Here is a 19629-nt window from a genome sequence, read left to right on the forward strand (position 1 = left end):
CCCGCTTGACTTCAGATGATTAGGCTGCTGCCGGCTTGATGGACTCTCAGCAGCAGGCGGCCGCCAGCCTTACAAAGCCGAGCCCACCTAGCCACCCAGCGATCCAGGCACCGAGCGCTGCTATTTCGATGCGAGGATTATTGAGCTCGTGTTTTGCATTGAAGTAGAAAATCCATAACGTGGTGGGAAGCATATGGATTGAGAAGCCTATGACAGCACCGCGCAAACCAAATGAATAGTAGAGAACTGGCATGAACGTAAAAAGTGACACCAACTTGGTAATGTTAAGGACGGTGATGTATTCGGGCCGCCCCAAAGCGAGAAAAGCACTTTGGCAAAGACCGTAACGAACGAACACGAGGCCGAAGGAAAGATACTCCAGCATCCAGCCCGCGTCTGCATACCGCTGATCATATAGGATCCTGATGATCAGAGCGCCCGTCGCGAACAAGAATCCGGCCAAGCAGAGCAGCGCTGTGTCGGTGAACCATCGCATCCGATTGCAAACGTCAATGAGGCGACGGGGGCTGACGCGCGCAGCTTCGCTCAGGGCCGGAAAAGCCACGCTACCAAACAATTGATTCGTTGAGCCCTCAGCAACTGAAGCCAAATTGCCGGCAAGTGAATAGTAACCCAGCCTCGACGCATCTACCCAACCGCCCAGCAACAAGCGGTCGCCATTTACCGCGAACGCGCTAAGCGCCGAGGATATGAATGTCCATCTGCCAAACCCCAACAATTCGCGGAGGGTGGCGCGGTCCCAGCAAAGCCGGTCCGCAGGTCCTTGCAGGAAGGTGTGGCTCAACAGCACCGTTATGACAGAGATAAAAACCAATCCGGCGATGTAAGACCAGATCGAACCGGTTAACCAACCAAATCCGATGGTAAAGGCCAGTCCGACAATCTGCACCGCCAACTCAATCGTAATCAGCCGCCGCAAGTTTAGATTCCGGCTTGCCGTTATCCATTTCATCGACTGGAAGCCAAGAATCGCCGCCGACGAAGATGCGACTGCGATGTAAGCCGGAAGTCCTTGATGGCCGTAAACTGAATTTGGCGACAAAAGGTGAAGATCGTCGGCGAGCGATAGGCCAGCCGCAAAACAACCACCTACGCCCCAGATGGCAAAGCCTCGTAGAATTTGAACCGTCCATGCGGTATTCAGGAATTCTCGATTGGAGCCGTTCCCGCTTTGAACAACCGCCTGCCTGAGGCCGATGTCCGTGAGCAACGTTATGATGATCTGTACCGCAGCGATCACCGCCAAGATGCCGAACACTTCAGGATAAAAAATCCGGCTTAAAATCAGCGTTCCGATCAGCCGCAAAACAAGCGCCAGACAATGTCCCACCAAAGTCCAGCTTCCGGCGCCCAACACCCGGGACTTGAAAGACTGTGCTGCAGCTTCAGATTGGTCGAGCGACACCACGTTCATCCGAAGCCACCCCAGTGTGCGAAGCCGGGCAACTCAAAGGCCGATTGTCTAAATCGTCGTAACATTGAATTCCTGTTCGACGTAAGGTGGACGGATCATTTGACCGGAATGCCAACTTGTCGAGCGCTTGCGCCTACGTAAATGGATAAAAAATGCCAAAATTGCTAGTAGCCAGCAGGCTCGTGGTTAATTCTCGTTCGAGCAGGACGATTGATCGCTCGTAGCACTTCGGGAGCTTTCAGTTGTCAACCTGGTCGATTAGCAACTTGACCGGACGAGAGCCTGCAGTCGCCGACACCGCTGTCGTGCTCAGCATGGTTCAGGCAACGTTGCTGGAAACCAGCGGACGGCGGCTAATTGTTCGCCTGGCAGCCACGCAATTTTCACTCCGTCCCAATAGCGCACCGCAAACAAACCACGTCCAAGGGCGCAGTGTCGAATTTGGCAGGAGGTCAACTATACTAAGACTGACGATCAATGACAGCGCGGCAAGAAGGATCCTTTCCCGTCTATCTCGGCAAAACTTGATCGCCGACATGGAACGATAGACCGCCAAACTCAGAAGTCCGAATTCCGAGAGGAACCCAAGAAATCCAAACTGGCCGAATGTCTGGATCCATTTTCCATCCGACACGGCGAGATCCTTTCCCGTCTCAGGATCATAGACCCGATTTCGCCCATATCTGCCCCAACCAAAAAAGGGGCGTTGCGAAGCGCGATCCAACAACAAATCTTCGTTCTGGAATCGGTAAGCAAGGGATCTGCCACGCTCATCGCCTGCAGACCGCGCAATATCTACGATAAAATTGGTTGGAACGAGGTTTAACGAGCGCAATATCGGATAACCAAGCGAAAACGTCACAAGGACAACCGCCACACGAATCTGCATGCGGGGACTGGCCAGCCAAATCAACGCGACCGATATTACGCCATAGACGATCGCTCCAGCGCTCCTGCAGAGGACGAGCACCGCACCCAGGTAAATGTTCGCGCCCGATGCAGGAAAGCGCCAAACCCGGTATTGGGCCTTCGCCATGGCGGCCGATGCGGCCGCCGCCGTCATGAGGAACAAAGTGGCGATAAGGCCATGGCCGGTAAACACCATTGGACGGAAACTCTCGCCCCGGATCTGTTGTTGGAAGTCTGTGGGAAAGAAACCGTATACCCAGCGGTGAAGCTGCGGACTGAATCGAATTTCGAACAGCATGAGCAGTGAATGGATCAACCCGGCGATCACAAGGAGCCTGAGTATTTCAACGCTATCCGATGAGCTCCAAAAATACTTGCGCCCCAGATAGAAGGGAATGACTGAAATAATTGCGGCTTCGACTGCTGATATACCGTCATAAATTCCCGTTCCCGGGAGAAAACGCTCCCCAACTAAAATTGGATCGCTGTTCAAGAGCGACGAAACAAGTGCACCCAGAACATATGTAAGCGTTAGCAATCCGACGACGAATCCGAAGCCGGTCGTACCGGCGCTTGTCTGTGGCTTGGTTCTCCTGCTAAATATCAAGCAGCCGACGAGCGCACAAAACGCTGGGACCGTATTCTTGTCGATCGGCGGAAGCATTTCGAATTTTATGGTAGTGCCGACGGGCAGCAGCAAATAGGCGCCCAATATTGTTCCTACGGTCGCCCGACAGAGCGTGAGCGACAAATACAGCGCGATCGAAACTAGCGGCCAAATCAATAGGGCTGAGTATGCAATCCAGTTAGATTCCATAAGGATGCCGTGCCCACGAGTTCAACTCTAATATCCTGTAACCACTGCGCTTTAGCGTGTCCAGATCGTAGTCCTCTCTTGTTGCGGGTACGGACTCACAAACCATCTTCGAGCGTGTTTGGGAGTCGAATTGGGACTAGGCGAGGGATTTGACGTGGGGTACCGTCGGTAGAAGGAAAAAAGCACGCCCATTTGCATGCTATCGAAGCACCAAATCAAACCGTTCAGATTTCAAAGAATGACACTGAAACATACGACTGATTACTATAACGCAACCGCATCGACCTACGATGCGACGCATGGTGATAGCGAACCGGAACACACCAGAGCCTTTGAGATCGGATGGCCACTAGTCGGCAACAATGTAGAATCGGTGCTAGACGTCGGTTGCGGTACAGGAAGAGGATTGGCGTGGGTCGCACAAACTAACCCAAAGATTCAACTCAACGGACTCGAGCCTTCGGACAGTATGCTCTCGATCGCCGCTCAAAAGATTTCTGGTGCGAACCTACTTCAAGGTTCCGGCGAAAATATTCCTTTTGATGACAAGTCGATGGACTTGGTAACTGCAACCGGCATCATGCACCACGTCGACAACCCCGCGAAAGTTATCGCTGAAATGTTTCGCGTTGCCCGCAAGGCGATCCTGATAAGCGACCACAACAACTATGCTTTCGGCGGCGACCTGACGCGTCGCTTGAGGATGGGGCTCAGATTATGCGGACTGCTAAGCGCAGCGACTTATGTTCGCCAAGGATTTGACCGGCGCGGATACTCGGAAGAAGACGGCTGGTGGTATCCATATTCGCTGTTCGACAATTACGGTGAAATTGCTCGGCAGGCAGAGCAGATATTTATGTACCCAACACGCCCAGCCTCTTCCGCCGGAAACATCTTATTTTCGCAATCACATTTCGCCATTGTAGCAAAACTTCCGCCGAATGAACGAGCACCTTGAGCAAATCGCGTTATCTCCACCAGGGATTCGCCAGCGTTGTCGATCGAAGCAGGGGCGATGCCTCGCTGCATGGACTTGCGAGCGGAATTGAATTAGCTCGAAAGCAATCTAACCAAAACCGGCTCTATTTCTTACGACCGACCTTCTGAACCAAGGCCACCTTCTGCGACGGCATCTCTTAAAACACGCGCCGTTGTATTGACGTCGAATCGCTGACTTGCGGTTCTCCTAGCTGCATGCCCCATCTGCACTCGCGCCTCAATGTTGTTCGCAAGCGAGCAGATATTATTAAATATCGCGGTTTCATCCTTTTGCGGAACCAGAATCCCATCCACGCCCGATACGATCATCTCGGATGTGGCACCGATATCGCTCGATATCACGGGCAGGCCAGCTCCCATTGCTTCCATCACGGAAACAGGCCACGCCTCGCCGGCTCCAAAACTGGACAAGACAAAGGCGTCCGCTTTTGACAACAAGGAGCAGACCTCAGTCTCCGAAAGCGTGCCGGTCAGTTCCACACAGTCAGACAACCCCAGCTCTTCGACCTTCGACACAATCGCACTTCTATAAAAGCCTCCACCTGCGATCGTATAGCTGACGTTCAGACCAGCCTCACGGGCGCGCGCGATTGCAGCTAGTGCGTGAAAATGCCCTTTTGCTGGATCCAAACGAGCGACGGTTGCCAGTCGAAGTTCGCCGGGCACGTGACTCCTTCGCTCTGTTCCCAGAGTTGCCAGCCGAGCTGAGTCAATGCCCATGAACGTTGCAACAATCTTGTCTTCAGGCACCCCGATTCGCAACAACTGATCGCGCAAATGAGCCCCGACGACGAAAACAACCTTAGCCTCGGCCATTTTCAGTTGATGGTCCGTCCCATAGACATCCAGGTCACCATGAAGGGTAAGACTGTACGGGGGCCCTCCCATACGACGCGATATCGCCAATAGATGCGCTGAATTTGCGCAGGAATGCCCATGAATATGGTCGATTGTGTTGTCCTTAGCCCAACGGACCAAGTCAATTGCCGAGGCCAGCAATCCAAAATGTTTGAGGCGGCTACGCCAACCCCGGTCCTGGATTTGTTGAATATAGTCTATCCCTGCCGATAATCCGGACAGTCCGCCCATCGCCCAAGCCACCTGAGCGGTGGTCGAAGGCGGAAATAAGTAGTGCGTCTGCGCGATCGCCATCGAGGCGAATTCATGACGCGTGACCGATGCGGGAGGCTTTTTCGTGGACAGAAGGATTACATCTTCGCCAGCCGCCCGCAGCGCTTGGATTTCCCGCCAAAAGAAAATATGCGTTTGACTCGGAAACTCGGGAACGAGATATCCCAGCCTCATCGCAATCCTGGCATCTTGCTGGAAAAAAACATGCTGAAAATCATCTCTTCAAGCGACATTTGGTCAAGCGATTGTAAATCGTCGAGCAAGGCGCATAGGCTTCCGGACAATCACGCCACGCTTCCCCATATCGTTGCATATGGACGAATCCACTAACCATGCCGAGGGAAATCCCCGTTAGGTAAAAGACCCTAGGCGAGCCGAGCAGTTTCCCATAGCATTAGTCAATGAATTTTCAACATGCAGCGCTCAGCCATGGCCAATCCCACTCCCGGGTTGCCCCCATTTACTTCCCCGCTTTTGATTATCTCCGAATCGTCCTTGCGATAGGTGTTTTCGTTTCGCATGCCCATTTTGCCGACAATATTGGCAATGCCTGCGTGCAGATTTTTTTCGCCCTGAGCGGATTTCTCATCGGCGGAATTCTTCTCAAATCCAGCCGAGGTGATCTGGCGCGCTTCTATTTCAACCGCTCGACCCGAATCTGGATACCTTACTTGATCGCGATTCTGCTGTTGCTCGCAGTGACCATGCTCAAGCAGAATCTTTTCGATCCCAAATTATGGGAGTTTTTCTTCTACAAGATCACGTTCGTTTACAACTGGTTCGGACCGCCACAATTGGCGGCCTCAATGACGCAGATGCCACTAAATGGAACAGGAAACCATTTTTGGTCCATATGCGTCGAAGAGCAGTTTTATTTGCTTATTCCTTTTGTGCTCTTGTTTATGCCCCAGTGGCTTTCGGTCGCCCTGCTCATCGCGGTAGTGACCTTGAATTGCTTCATTGCACACGATTTCGCTGCCATCGCGTTTGGCGTTTTGTTTGCGATAAGCCGCGAACGGTTCGGTGTATGGTACGGCACGCCGAAGCGACTTGCGATGATATCTTTTGTTGCAGCCTCTGCAGTCACACTAATGGCCGCCGGTTTTGTCACCTACCCCACGATATTCCCGCTGATCGCCGTTTGCATTGTTAGTCTCATGGCTCTTGAGGGGAAGCAAAACGAAATTGGAAAAGTGTTGGGCGGTATGTCCTTTTCATTTTATCTGAACCATTGGGTTGGACTTTTTATTGCGCACTTCCTTCTGAAACACACGAGCGCGCCTCTGGCTTGGTCGTCGGGCCTCGGAGCAGCTCTACTAATGAGCTGGTGCCACTACCGCTTCGTTGACCTGCCGATTGCCAGGAACAGGTCGACCTTTTTCACCGAGCCTACTGGGAATTGGGCTTGCATCCTCGGCTTTTCCCTTGTGGCCGTCGGGCTGCTAGCGGGATTAATCCTAAAACTCTAAGCTTCTGATTTAATTGTCTAATTTTTTGCAACGCATCTACAGGCGCGCATCCCAATATACGTTGATCGCGGCCTGAGTTCGCGCTGAATACGAACCTTTGGCTTGCCCTTCCAATAGCCTCGCGGTAAGTTGCCCTGTAGTTAAATATTGGTTGAGACCATTCAAAAAGGGTGCACTGCGGTTGACATTGCTTTTTTGTTTAGTTAAATAATTAAAAGTCGGTTTATGGAGGGTTTAATGAAAGTTAAGGTATTTAATTTTGCATTCACGGCGGTGACCGGCTTGCTGCTCGCATGTGGTCCGAGCAAGGCTGCTGTAGAGCTTATTACCAACGGGGGATTTGAATCCGGCAGTTTTGCGGGCTGGAACTTGTCAAGCCCCGTCGGAGACGACCACCCTCAGGTGGTTATCGCGTATAATCAAAGTAGTAACTATCCGACTGGCGCCTTCGGCGAGATCGTTCCGAATCCGACGCCCTCAAATAATTCCGGTGCATACTTCGTTGGCGACTCTAAGGCCGAGTTCATTTCTCAGTCAGTCATTTTGGACCCGGGCAAGCAATACCTGGTGAGCTTCGAGGTATATTCGACCGACAACGGCAAGAAGAACCCGTTCGACGCCACTCTTCAGTCCTCAACGTCGAACACTGACGAGTTGTCGCCGGTTTTTAGCTCGAAAGCTTTGCCGACAAACTGGACGTTTTATTCTGCCATGTTCACTGCGGGAGCTGCTGGTCCCTACATATTTGCTCTGAATTTTAACCCCAGCTTCCAAGGTTCGCCTGATGCGGATTTTGTGATCGACGATATTTCTATCCAGGCTGTGCCAGAGGCTTCGACCTGGGCTATGATGATCCTTGGTTTCTTAGGTATTGGCTTTCTGGGGTATCGGCGCCGGAACGCGACCAATACTGTAAAGTTCCGCCTCTCTTAACTTCGGAAGAACAGCCGTTGCTAAAGAAGCCGCTCATCCGGGCGGCTTCTTTTTGTTTTGGCCAAGTTTAAGTCTCGGGATTTGGTGGAGAAACATTGCGGCCGGGGAAGCTCAAGCTTAGAAAGAACACGTAAGGGATTGCGTTCGTCTTGAGCATTCAACCGAAGTTGTAAGCTGAGGCAAAGTCGGCCAGACGCTGATGGAGCTGGTCGTAGCTTTCAGACGGTTGCATCCTTGATGGTCGGTTCATTCGTTCAACCCGACCGTTTGTCCACGGGTGCTTCGCTTTGGCGGCCCAGTGGTCGATGTCAATCTTTACGCAGGTGGGTTGGAAAGCATGCCCCAGTGGTGTCCTTGGCCCCGCGCACGGATCTCCGGGGCAACGGTCGATGATCTGGAAGGCCAGATTCGGCGGCTTGGGTGAGGCAGAGCGGCTACGGGGGCTTCAGAGCAGAATGTGAAGCTGAAGCGGCTACTGGCCGAGCAGATGCTCCGTGCGCGCCCTTCGCGAACTCCTTTTCAAAAATAGTGGACTCACGGAACGACAGGCCTGCTCGATCGTCGACGCGGATCGGAAGCTCCGTTACCGCCTCCAGGCGCGGCTTAGCGTGCGGCCGGCTGCGCGACCTCGCCAACGAGCGGCAACGTTTCGGCCACCACCAGCCGTTCGCCTTCCAAGGACAGAAGGGACGTTCGAGATCGATCTACCGACTTTGGCAAGGAAAGGACTCAGCGTCCGCTTGGCGTACAAAACCCCAAACCAACTGCTGCTGATGAAAGTTCAATCTAGACGTGATTAATCCTGTTCTGGTCTTAGCGCAAAAAAAGACCGCCAGCGCGGCGGTCTCTGTGATTGCAATTTCGACATGGTCAGGCAGCGGTGGCCACGGCCTTACGACGCCGGTATGCTATGTAGCCAATCCCCGCGAAGCCTAGGATCATCATCGCCCAAGTAGAGGGCTCAGGGACGGCAACGGTCAAATTGAAAATTGGGGAAACGCCAACGCTCGGAAAATCTTCCGTGTAGCCGAGGGTAGGATAATAATAGACGTTTACTGCATTGGTCGGACCAGATACCGAAAACGCAATTCCATTATAATTAAGAACGGGATACGAGGAAGGAAAAATCAAATTGTCGTTGATACCTTGGTAGCCTCCAACGGCTATGAGCCCGGTGATGGTTTCCCCATTCCAAAATCCCGTTATGGCAGTGGCAAGGAACACGCCGCCGCCTTTATCGGTCGCCGTGATTTGACCCGAAGCGGAGGTTATTCCGCTTGGGAAGTTCAGTATATCGGATGTCGGAAAACTATAACTGAAGTTGAAAAGTGCCGCATGCGCGGCCCCAGACGATAAAGCGATAAATATCGCTATCAGCGTCATAAAATCGGATACCTTTGATTTGAATTTCACGACATAGCCCCCAGCGAATGGGTTTAATGTACATGATTCGCGTAGTTAACCAAACCAGCTAGCTGACGCCGTGTGTCAAGCGCCCAAGCAGGCGACGATTTCGTTACCTGGTTTTCCGCCAGATCGCTCGCCTCGCTTAAATCCTTCACGACCAATGTTTCGAGGCGATATCCAACATCTCGCAGCGTGACGTTTGACGGGTAAAGAATTGGATCCGCAACGTTGCGACCGCTGTTCCGCCTTTCCTTGTCAGGCGTCGCGCAGCGCGATTGCAGCCTACCTGAGAGCGAAAATTCGGAGTGTGGTGGCGCACGGCAGCTCGCATGACTTTGCATGCTCGCATCGTCGCGCCAAAGGGCCCGCACTCACTTGATCCACCAAGTGATGGGTGCGACCACGCGGACAGAACGATATCCGCCCTTCTTGCATTGGATCGCTGCAAGCGTTTGGCACAAACTAAACGCTGGCGCATCTAACGACTCTCGGCGCGGGAAAATATTGCTCGCCTCACCGCTCCGGCTAGCTTCCTGAATTGCGGTATGATGACTGGACTACAGACGCCGAGGTCGCCTTGCCGGTGGGCCCCAGCGAATAAACCTCGTACTGGCCGTCGGAGACGGCATATTGATAGGCCCGGCCCCAGGGGTCGAGCAGATTCTTCGCCTTCTTCAAATACGGGCCGTTCCAGCGCGGGGCCTCGGGCGGCGCCTCGACCAGGGCTTTCAGGCCGGCGCTGGCGCTCGGATAGGCGCCGTTTTCCATATAATAGAGCTCGAGCGCGGTGCCGATATTCTCGATCTGGAGTTGCACCGACTGGGTTTTGGCCTGGCCGAAATATCCCATCAGCTGCGGCGTTGCGATCGCTGTCAGAACCGCCAGGATGCCCATCACGACCAGCAGTTCGAGCAACGTATAGCCCGCATTTTTGCGGGCGCGGGAGCGCAACGCCCCGACTAGAAGCTGCTTCCCGGCACGATTTCGCGCCCTGTCCAGTGTCTTGCCCAACATCCTAATCGCCCCTGAATTCATCTTCGTGAATTTCCGCGAGCGATACTGTTGTCCGCCGGTGTCCAAAGGGTTTACGAATGGAACCGGCTTCGAAGACAGTCAACGTCAAGTAACGTATATCAGGAAAGCTAGGTATAATTGTTGAAAGGCTTGTTGAGGGACGGCCACTGTCTGGTAAATACCAAATTAAACTGACGCCGGCCGGAACAATCATTTAATTCGACACGCCGGCCAGCAGAAGCAGAGCATTCGGCGTCCGCGCGAGGGCGCGCAATGGATGGGATTTGGCATGGCCTCGATTTCCGAGCCGTTCATCCGCCGGCCGGTCGGCACCACGCTGCTGGCGGTCGGGCTCTTGCTGGCCGGCATGGTCGCCTATTCCTTCCTGCCGGTCTCGGCGGTTCCCAACGTCGATTTTCCGATGATCCGGGTGTTCGCCACCCGCCCCGGCGCCGATCCCGCGGTAATGGCGGCGACCGTCGCCGCGCCGCTGGAGCGCCGGCTCGGCCAGATCGCGGGCATCGAGCAGATCACCTCGACGAGTTCGCTCGGCTCTACCAGCATCCAGTTGCAATTTGCGATCGGCCGCAACATCGACCGCGCAGCGCGCGACGTGCAGGCCGCGATCAACGCGTCGCTGGCGGATTTGCCGAGCGACCTGCCGTCGCTGCCGCGCTTCAAGAAAGCGAACCCGTCGGCGACGCCGATGTTCGTGCTGGCGCTGACATCGAAAACGCTACCGGCGAGCGCGATGTACGATGTCGCCGACACCGTGATCGCTCAGCGCATCTCGCAGGTGCCCGGCGTCGGCGAGGTCACCGTCTCCGGCGCCGATCAGCCAGCGGTGCGGATCGCGCTCAACCCGGTGGCGCTGTCGAATGCCGATATCGCGACCGACGACGTGCGGCTCGCCATCATCAACGCCAATCCGCTCGGGCCTGTCGGCATCTTCGACGGCGGCCGCCAGAGCGAGACGATTTCGACCAACCAGCAGATGCGCACCGCGGCCGAATTCCGCGACATCATCATCAGGAGCTCGGCCGGCAATTTCGTCCGCCTTGCTGACGTCGCCGAGGTCGAGGATTCCGTCCGCAACCACCGCTCGAGCGCCTGGTTTAACAAGCAGCCCGCGGTGCTGATCCAGATCACCAAGCAGGGCGACGCCAACGTGATCGAGACCGTCGATCGCGTAAAGGCCTTGCTGCCCGAGCTGAAGCGATGGCTGCCCGCCGGCCTCGAGATATCGACGCTGGTCGACCGCACTGGCACCATCCGTGCCAGCGTGCTCGACATGCAGTTCACGCTGCTGGCAGCCGTCTTCCTGGTGATGATGGTGGTGTTCGCCTTCCTGCGGCGGCTGACGCCGACCATTGCGGCCGGCGTCTCGGTGCCGCTGGCGCTGGCCGGCACCTGCGCCGGGATGTGGCTCGCCGGCTTCTCGATCGACAATTTGTCGCTGATGGCGCTGGCGATTTCCGTCGGCTTCGTGGTCGACGATGCCATCGTCATGATCGAGAACATGTATCGCAACCTCGAACACGGTCTGACGCCCTATCCGGCTGCATTGGAGGGCGCTAGGCAGATCGGCTTTACCGTGCTCGCGATCAGCCTGTCCCTGATCGCGGCCTTTACGCCACTGATCTTCATGGATGGGATCGCCGGCCGCCTGCTCCGCGAGTTCTCGTTGACGCTGACCTTTGCTGTTCTGGTCTCGACCCTGGTCTCGCTCACGATCACGCCGATGATCTGCGCGCACTACATCAAGGAAGCCACGTCGGATCGCGCGACCTGGTTCGACCGTCTGGTCGAGGGCACGCTGTCGCGCATCGTCACCTTTTACGCCTGGACCCTTCGGGCTGTGCTGGGTTTCCCGTTCCTGACCTTGCTCGTATTCTTTGCCACGATCGCGCTGACAGTGGTGCTCTATATCAAGATCCCGAAGGGTTACTTTCCGCTCGACGACAGCGGCCTCATCGTCGGTGCGTCGCAGGCTTCATCCGACACCTCGTTCCAGTCGATGACCAGATTTCAGCAACAGCTCGAGGATGCCCTTGAATCGGACGACGCCGTGGCGGGGGTCGGCTCGATCCTCGGCAGCATGACCGCAAACCGGGGGCTATTCTTCATCAGCCTCAAGCCGCCGCAGGAGCGACCCGGGCTGACCACGCAGCTTGTAATCGAGCGCTTGCGCGAGAAGCTGGAAACGATGCCGGGTGTACGGCTCTACATGTTCCCCGCTCAGGATATTCGGGCCGGCGGGCGTCAAAGCAGCTCCTCCGACTACCAGTACACGGTCTCGAGCGTCGACGTCGATCTGCTGAAGAAATGGGCGCCGATCGTGGCCAAGCGCATGGAAACCGTCGAGGGCATTGCCGACATTTCCACCGACCGCGATGCTGCCGGGCTCCAGCTTATGGTGAGGATCGATCGCAATGCCGCGGCCACACTTGGAGTTCGCGTCAAGGACATTGATGACGCCCTGAACAACGCGTTCGCGCAACGGCAGATTTCGATCATCTATACCCAGCGCAACCAATACATGATCGTGATGGAGATCGATCCGAAATTTCAGAGCGACCCCGCCAATCTCGATCGCATCTTCGTAGCAGGCGCCAACGACGCGCAGGTGCCGCTGTCTGCGGTCGTTCGCTATGACCGTGGCCTAGCATCGCTGGCGATCAATCATACTCAGTCGATCCCGTCGACAACGGTGTCCTTCAATATTGTCTCAAACGTCCAGCTCGAGACCGCGATCTCGAACATTCAGCGTGCGGTCGATGAACTGCATATGCCGGAGGGCATTCGCGGCAGTTTTGACGGCAACGCCGGCGATTTCAACAAGACCAGCGGACGGCAGCCGCTATTGATCCTCGGCGCGCTGGTGGCGATGTATATCGTGCTCGGCGTGCTCTATGAGAGCTTGGCCCATCCGATCACGATCATCTCGACCTTGCCGTCTGCCGGTTTAGGGGCGCTGCTGGCACTGCAGGTGACCAACACGCCGCTCACCGTGATCGCCTTCGTCGGCATCATCCTGCTGATCGGCATCGTCAAGAAGAACGGTATCATGATGGTCGATTTCGCGCTCGATGCCGAGCGCAGCCGCGGCCTGTCATCGGCGGACGCGATCTTCGAGGCCTGCCGCGCCCGCTTCCGCCCGATTCTGATGACCACGATGGCGGCGCTGTTTGCCGGCATTCCGCTGGTTATCGCCACCGGCCCCGGCACCGAGCTGCGCCGGCCGCTCGGCATCACCATCATCGGCGGCTTGTTCGTCTCCCAGATACTGACGCTGTACACGACGCCGGTGATCTACCTGCTGATCGACCGGCTGCGCCAAAAACTGCGATCCCGCGGCGCGCTTTCGCCGATGTCAACGTCGTCTCCGTCGGCATTGCGATAGGCCTACAACCCGATGCAAACAGGCAGTATGCCGGAGGTACGATGGCCGCCCTTAACGTTTATCCCAATGCATTAAAATAATAGGCCGAAAGACGTCTTTTCTTTTCCCGCCTGCAAGATTAATGATCGCCGATTGCTTGCACCAACTGGGCTCATCCCGTGAAATTGCTCGTTGTCATTGTTAACTATCGCGTCACCCAGCTTGCGATTGATTGCCTGCATTCGGTCGCAAAGGAAATCGCCAGCGTCCCCGACATCCATGTCGCGATCTGCGAGAACGGATCGGGAGATGGTTCCGCCGAACTCCTGCGGCGGACGATCGAGGACAATGGCTGGTCATCCTGGTGCACGCTCAAGGCGCTCGACGTAAATCTCGGCTTTACTGGCGGTAACAATGCGATCCTACGGCCGGCGCTGGAATCTGCCGACAAGCCGCAATATTTCCTGCTACTCAATTCCGATACGATCGTCCGGCCGAACGCCTTCAAGGCGCTTGTCGACTTCATGGACGATAATCCGAAAGTCGGAATCGCCGGCAGCCGGCTCGAAGAGCCCGACGGCACGCCACAACGGTCGGCGTTCCGTTTTCAAACACCGCTGGGCGAGTTCGAAGGCAGCCTGAAGCTTGGGTTGGTCAGCAAGCTCCTGAGCCGGTGGGTGGTGGCCCCTCCCGTGGTCGATCATGCTTTCGAGACAGATTGGGTTTCCGGCGCCAGCATGATCATCCGGCGCGAGACGATGGAAGCGACGGGATTGCTCGACGAAGGCTATTTCACCTATTTCGACGACATCGACTATTGCTTCAATGCCAAGAAGAGGGGCTGGCCGAGTTGGTATGTTCCGGCAAGCCGTGTGGTGCACCTCGTCGGTCAGTCGACCGGCGTGAACAGCAAACCGAAGCGTTTGCCCCCCTATCTCCTGGAAGCGCGCAGGCGCCACTTCCTGAAGAATTACGGCGCATTCTACGCGGCCATGGTCGACATCTGCAGAATTGCGGGCCTGTCACTCTGGCGGCTGCGGGTCATTCTCGCGGGAAAGGAAGATACCACGCCTCCGCAGCACCTTTCCGATTCAATCCGGCACAGCGTGTTTTTCAAAGGCTTCAAGGTGATCGACGTTAAGAATCCGGCCTTGACCTCGTGATTTTCAAACCTGATCCCGGGATTTCGTTATGTCCCGCCGAAGAGCAGATTGGTCGAAGCCTGATAGAATTTGCCCAAAGGTCGCGGCCATACCGAAGAGTATCGCGAACGAAGCTCGTTCCGAACAGCCGCCGCCAGACGCTTCCGACGGACCGCCGGCCGCAGCCAAAATCGGCAGCCAGAGCCTGCCGCCTCCGCTTCCACCCAGCAAGCAAGCTGATCCGGACACCCAGCCCGCCCCGGCCACCGGCGCAGTCGGCAAACAGATTCGTAATGCGGATGAAATCGCAGGCCTCATCATGAAGTCGCTGCGCACCATCGATGGTTGCTTTGCTCGCGGATTTGTCGTTACGGTCTATGGGTCAAACCCCTGGAATGCCATGCTGACGATTCGGCCGGAAGCCGGCCCCCGTATCGATCGCGAGGTCGGGCGTTCCCGGGTGCAAGAGATCGGCGTGCGGCTCAGAAACGACTTCGACGTGGCTGATACATCAACCGTCTCCATCGGCGGCTCGCCGTAACCATTCCACATGGTTGCGCCAGCGGAGAGCACGTCGGGAATCCTGGATATGGCAATCAATTCGGCCAACACCATCTTGCCCTCCAGATTTGATCCGTCAGCTCAGCCATTCCGCCTCCTCGGAATCGATCCTGGCGCAACGGCATTGGAAATCCAGTCCGCTCTCGGCCGGGCACGCGAGATGCACGTCGCGCCGGAGACAAGTCTGGCGGAGGCATCTACAGTTGTTCTGGATCCGGTCAGACGTCTGGCGAGCGAGCTCTCCTATCCTCTCGGCAGCACGCCCGATCGCGTTGACCTCTTCTACACCGATTGGCCCGCCGATGCTTCCGACGACGTCCTGCAAACATCGGTTCAGTTTGCGCCGCTCTCAACGGCCAACTTCATTGCGCGTCACGCGGCGCGGCACGGCGCTTCCAGCGAACTGCTCCTTGGCCTGATCGACGCGCACAATTCCATCGATGTGATGGAAATCTATCAGACCTTGCAGGCGCTCCGGAATCGGGCCGGTTGGCCTCCGCCCTCCCTGGCGAGCGTGAGGGATCGACTGTACGATCTCCTGGACGCACATTGCGTGGCCGTTATTGAGGCCTACGATCCAATCGAAGCAGCCGCAGGACCGCTGCTGGAAGCTACTCGCCGGATCCTCGCAACCCGCGAACCGACGCTCATTCAAACGCATTCGCTGCTATTGGACGCCTATCGGCAAGCGATTGCGGAGATGCGCTCCAAGGCGGATCAGCAGGTCGACAGCGCCTGTCAAGCGCTGGAGCAACGACCGGGCGATGCGTCATCGGTTGAGAAACTGGCCGATGCGCTGCATCTCTGGACTTCGCTATGCGAGCCCCTGCTATTGCTGGACGCACGCCAGGGGTTCAGCGACGGCAAAACGAATATCACTCCTGGTCGCGTCTTTGACTTGCTCGGCGATCTCAGCAGCCAGCGGCATTACCGTACGGCACAGCAGGTTCTGAAACACGCCCTCGCCGCTTTCGAGTCAATTCCGGATGCGGCTGCACGCCTCGCCGAAGTCGGGGAAATACTGCGCGAAATGCTGCAGGCCGGTTCGACCGCTATCGTACAGGACCAGGGCCTTGCGGTGCCGGTACAGAACGCCGGCTTCCATCATGTCAGAAAGGACGCGCTCGCGGCCGCAGCGCTGCTGGTCATGCTTGGGTTTCTGGTTGCGTATTGGGCTTTCGATAGAGAAGCGGCATTCTCCGTCGCCTCAGCATCCAATCCGCCCGAGACGAAGGCAGAGCCGGAATTGCTTCCCCCCGTCGGCAAGGGCCAGCGCTTCGCGCGAGAATATGTTCGTTACTGCCGCTTCCAGGAAGAACGGCTGCGTGTCGTGAAGCAGCAGGTTCGAGGCCCCGAAGACATCCGCGCCTATAACGCGCTTGCAAACGACTACAATTCACGCTGCTCCGATTTCTTCTATCAGGATGAAGACCTCAGCGCGGTGAAGGAGGAAGTCGTAACGAAACAGAAACTTCTCGAAGCCGACGCCGAGCGCATACTTTCGACTTGGCCCTGGCGTACGAACGTCGGTGGAGCACTTGGGGCGTCCTCCAAATAAGCTGGGATCGCTCCGGCTAACCTTACTGGCATCACAAACCCCTCATGGTGAGGAGCGCGAAGCGCGGCTCGAATCATGCGGCCCCGTCCGTGGCCTGCATCATTCGAGACGCCCGCATCTCGCGGGCTCCCCAGGATGAGGTTTTTTAGCAGCCATGGCGCGCGCCGAGATCGGGCGAAGCATCGCTCAAGCGTCAGCGCAAAGTTCCCGATTTAACTTTTTCCGCGGCTATCAAGCTTAACGCGCGAGTTGCGTTGCGAATGGCCTGCGAGAAACTATGGTTGTTTTCGAGTTACCGAATTCGGCCGAATTGATTGCATCACCTTGCGGGGTATTACGTGAAGCGCCAGCCTTTGAGCAGACCCAAGAACGTCCGGGCATTGCCGACCACGAAGTCGCTGAGAGACCGCTACGCTGAAGTGCTGAGGTTGCGTCGGGCCATATGCCAGACCCAGGCCGCGCTGCAGGCGCCGGCCGCCGTCAATCGGTTCGTCGCGAAGTAACCTCATGCGTTCGACCGTTACCAGGGGCGCCTACCTGTTTGCTATCGCCACAGCCATGATCGGCTGGTCGTGGCTGCTTCTGCATAGCCTCGCCTGGGCGTTTGATTTCTAGGCTGGTCTGAGGACGGACGTCGCGCCGTCTCGAAGCCTGCGCTCAATCACAGACTCTGACCGCTCGTTGCCGCCAGCCCCTGCCAGTCCAGACGCGGCGCAGCACATAGCAGGCAGCCTCGCCGCGATAAGCCCATGGACCGTACTCGGCATATTCGCCATAGCCGAACGGATAATCGTAGCCGTCATCAAATGGATGACCGTAGAGGCGCGCGTAGCCAAAGCTGCCTGGATAACCAATCCCGCGAAATCCCGGGACGACGACAAATGTACCGTCCGCTGCCGCCACTTCAGGGACGATCACAAGCGCCAGGCAAAGCGCAAACAGAGCTGAACTTGCTTTACGCATATTCCGGCGTCCTTGCGCTACCCCGCGGAGCGGAATGGTGTGACGAAGCTGTGGCCAGATGGTCGATGAACTGAGCGCCGAATTCGCACCCGATGCGCCAGGCCAACCGGCACAGTCGCGGGCGGCCGGTTGAGAAGATCAGCGTGAATTCGTCCGGCACATCGAGATTTTCAGCGATAATCCGCACACCGCCGTCAGATATGTCCGTGATCGTGCAATCGCGCGGCAGCGAGCCGACCCCCAACTGAATCTTTGCCGCCCCGTGGCAGGCGCGACGTTCGCTTTTTCGCCGATCCACAAACACCCCGACCCCACTCATCTTTGTTGATTTTGTGTTTCGGCAATCTTAGCGAAAATCCATTGGACTTCGCCTAAGCGATCGCCCCGCAGTCGATGGTTTCCCTTATCGGAAAATTTACCGCCCCGCGGGTCGGGTGAGGTAAGGTTAAAGATCCAATTATCTCGAAAGAAGCATTGGACCGGTGCAAAACGCCACGATGAACAGACGTATTGCCCAGCTTGCCATTGTTGCGGCGTGGATCGCGGTCATCGCGATTGCTTATGCCACGCTGACGCATGTCGGTTTTGTTTATGCGATCTATTTCGAGCTCTCGCCATTCCTGATGCGGCCGGCGATGCAGACCTACGCGCATTTCGAGCACGTGATCGCGTTTGCCATCCTCGGCGCCCTGTTCGGGTTTGCCTACCCTCGGCGCCTGATCCTGGTTTGCTGCATGGTTTTCGGCACCGCGGTCCTGCTGGAGATATTGCAGACCGTGACACCGGACCGGCACGGCACATTGATCGATGCGCTGGAAAAAATGGCGGGCGGCACCGCCGGTATCGCCTTTGCGAGAACTGCGCGGCGGTTATGGTCGGCAAAGGAACGTCCGTCCTGAAATCAATTCCGCGATTCGAGTTTCCAGTACATCCAGCTTAGACGGCCTGTTGGACAACGTGACGATCGCCCCGCCCCTCGAAGCGGCTTTTGGTTCTTGAACTGCGTATCCGATCGCGATTTGCCGTCTATTGGGCCAGCGCTCAAGGTTTCTGCGCAATAATCTGAGTTGGAGTGCTGCAGACTTACTTGACATCGCAAGAACTTCCAGCCAAGGTTATTAATAGTATTTAAATATTAATGAACTGATTCCAACTCATACTAATGAGGCTGGGGAATGAAAAAGACATTTATTGCGGCTGCTGTTATAGCAGCGGTTTTTTGTTCCGGTGCCGCTCGCGCAGACATTGTGACGAACGGAAGCTTTGAATTCGGGACCAACAATCCTGCCTCGGGCAATTTCGCAACGATTCCTGGTTCGTCGAGCTCGATCACCGGCTGGACCGTGGTTGGTAGCGTCGACTGGATCAATGGTTATTGGCAGGCGAGCGACGGTACTCATAGCGTAGACATGAATGGTCTCGCGCTGGGTGGGGTTCAGCAATCGATAACCACCGTGATCGGTCAAGCCTATCGGTTGACGTTCGATCTTTCAGCGAATCCGGATCACTTGGACGGTCATCCGGATTCTAGGCAGCTGAAGGTTACTGCTGACGCGATCAGCGGCTTTTTCAACTACAATTTTAATGTGCCGCCGAATAGCCACGGCAACATGAATTGGGCTTCCTATTTCATGGACTTCACGGCGACTTCGACGACAACCGTATTGTCCTTCAACAGCACGTCCGGGCAGAATTGCTGTTATGGGCCGGCGCTTGATAATGTTGCGGTGACGGCTGTTCCGGAAGCCTCGACTTGGGCAATGATGATTCTCGGCTTCGCTGGCGTTGGCTTCATCGCCCATCGGCGGAAGTCCAGGCCTGCTATACGAGTCGCCTGATCTTCTTTGAAGGCAAAGTGGGAAGCCGCCTTTGGGCGGTTTCTTCTTTGGTTCGTTATGCCTACGGTACT

14 protein-coding genes and 2 pseudogenes are annotated in these 19629 nt (G+C 56.2%); 9 read left to right on the forward strand and 7 right to left on the reverse strand.

From position 1 onward, the window contains the following. Positions 1–46: 46 nt before the first annotated feature. Together AC0QUY_RS03065 and AC0QUY_RS03070 are read right to left on the reverse strand one after the other, a co-directional pair. Positions 47–1435 (reverse strand): oligosaccharide flippase family protein, encoded by a 1389-nt coding sequence (locus AC0QUY_RS03065; RefSeq protein ID WP_475385700.1) that lies wholly within the window; start codon positions 1433–1435, stop codon positions 47–49. Positions 1436–1754: 319 nt separating this feature from the next. After that, the gene (locus AC0QUY_RS03070) at positions 1755–3056 is read right to left on the reverse strand and encodes an O-antigen ligase family protein (RefSeq protein ID WP_475385701.1); all 1302 of its coding nucleotides are present in this window, start codon (positions 3054–3056) and stop codon (positions 1755–1757) included. 343 nt (positions 3057–3399) lie between these two features. Between AC0QUY_RS03070 and AC0QUY_RS03075 the strand changes: the two genes are divergently transcribed. Continuing rightward, positions 3400–4119, forward strand: coding sequence for a class I SAM-dependent methyltransferase (locus AC0QUY_RS03075; RefSeq protein WP_475385702.1), 720 nt, complete (start codon positions 3400–3402; stop codon positions 4117–4119). Positions 4120–4250: 131 nt separating this feature from the next. Here AC0QUY_RS03075 and AC0QUY_RS03080 read toward each other — a convergent pair whose 3' ends face one another. Further along, positions 4251–5465, reverse strand: a complete 1215-nt coding sequence (locus tag AC0QUY_RS03080) for a glycosyltransferase (protein ID WP_475385703.1) — start codon at positions 5463–5465, stop codon at positions 4251–4253. A 227-nt stretch (positions 5466–5692) separates the two neighbouring features. On the opposite strand from AC0QUY_RS03080, the gene AC0QUY_RS03085 reads away from it, so the two are divergent. Then, positions 5693–6760 (forward strand): acyltransferase family protein, encoded by a 1068-nt coding sequence (locus AC0QUY_RS03085; RefSeq protein ID WP_475385704.1) that lies wholly within the window; start codon positions 5693–5695, stop codon positions 6758–6760. A 237-nt stretch (positions 6761–6997) separates the two neighbouring features. Beyond that, complete coding sequence (locus tag AC0QUY_RS03090; protein ID WP_475385705.1) at positions 6998–7693, forward strand: hypothetical protein; 696 nt, start codon at positions 6998–7000, stop codon at positions 7691–7693. 870 nt (positions 7694–8563) lie between these two features. Here the strand turns inward: AC0QUY_RS03090 and AC0QUY_RS03095 are convergent. Continuing rightward, positions 8564–8662, reverse strand: a pseudogene (locus AC0QUY_RS03095) (PEPxxWA-CTERM sorting domain-containing protein); the annotation flags it as partial. 963 nt (positions 8663–9625) lie between these two features. Beyond that, positions 9626–10114: a type II secretion system major pseudopilin GspG gene (gene gspG / locus AC0QUY_RS03100; protein WP_475385706.1), complete on the reverse strand. Its 489-nt coding sequence runs from the start codon at positions 10112–10114 to the stop codon at positions 9626–9628. A 289-nt stretch (positions 10115–10403) separates the two neighbouring features. On the opposite strand from gspG, the gene AC0QUY_RS03105 reads away from it, so the two are divergent. The 4 genes from AC0QUY_RS03105 (at position 10404) to AC0QUY_RS03120 (ending at position 16757) form a co-directional block, all read left to right on the forward strand. Beyond that, entirely contained in the window at positions 10404–13517 is a 3114-nt protein-coding gene (locus tag AC0QUY_RS03105) for an efflux RND transporter permease subunit (protein ID WP_475385707.1), read from the forward strand. 158 nt (positions 13518–13675) lie between these two features. Further along, on the forward strand, positions 13676–14659 hold the full coding sequence (locus AC0QUY_RS03110) for a glycosyltransferase family 2 protein (protein ID WP_475385708.1): 984 nt from the start codon (positions 13676–13678) through the stop codon (positions 14657–14659). Between the two features lie 298 nt (positions 14660–14957). Beyond that, on the forward strand, positions 14958–15179 hold the full coding sequence (locus AC0QUY_RS03115; protein ID WP_475385709.1) for a hypothetical protein: 222 nt from the start codon (positions 14958–14960) through the stop codon (positions 15177–15179). 48 nt (positions 15180–15227) lie between these two features. Beyond that, on the forward strand, positions 15228–16757 hold the full coding sequence (locus AC0QUY_RS03120) for a hypothetical protein (protein WP_475385710.1): 1530 nt from the start codon (positions 15228–15230) through the stop codon (positions 16755–16757). 657 nt (positions 16758–17414) lie between these two features. On the opposite strand, the gene AC0QUY_RS03125 is transcribed toward AC0QUY_RS03120, so the two are convergent. Both AC0QUY_RS03125 and AC0QUY_RS03130 read right to left on the reverse strand, forming a co-directional pair. Then, positions 17415–17720: a hypothetical protein gene (locus tag AC0QUY_RS03125; protein ID WP_475385711.1), complete on the reverse strand. Its 306-nt coding sequence runs from the start codon at positions 17718–17720 to the stop codon at positions 17415–17417. 61 nt (positions 17721–17781) lie between these two features. Continuing rightward, positions 17782–18039 (reverse strand): annotated as a pseudogene (locus AC0QUY_RS03130) (PilZ domain-containing protein); the annotation flags it as partial. A gap of 178 nt (positions 18040–18217) precedes the next feature. Here AC0QUY_RS03130 and AC0QUY_RS03135 point away from each other — a divergent pair. After that, complete coding sequence (locus AC0QUY_RS03135; RefSeq protein WP_475385712.1) at positions 18218–18619, forward strand: VanZ family protein; 402 nt, start codon at positions 18218–18220, stop codon at positions 18617–18619. 276 nt (positions 18620–18895) lie between these two features. Continuing rightward, positions 18896–19558: a choice-of-anchor C family protein gene (locus AC0QUY_RS03140; protein WP_475385713.1), complete on the forward strand. Its 663-nt coding sequence runs from the start codon at positions 18896–18898 to the stop codon at positions 19556–19558. Positions 19559–19629 lie beyond the last annotated feature (71 nt).

The organism is Bradyrhizobium sp. WYCCWR15520 (genome assembly GCF_056174665.1).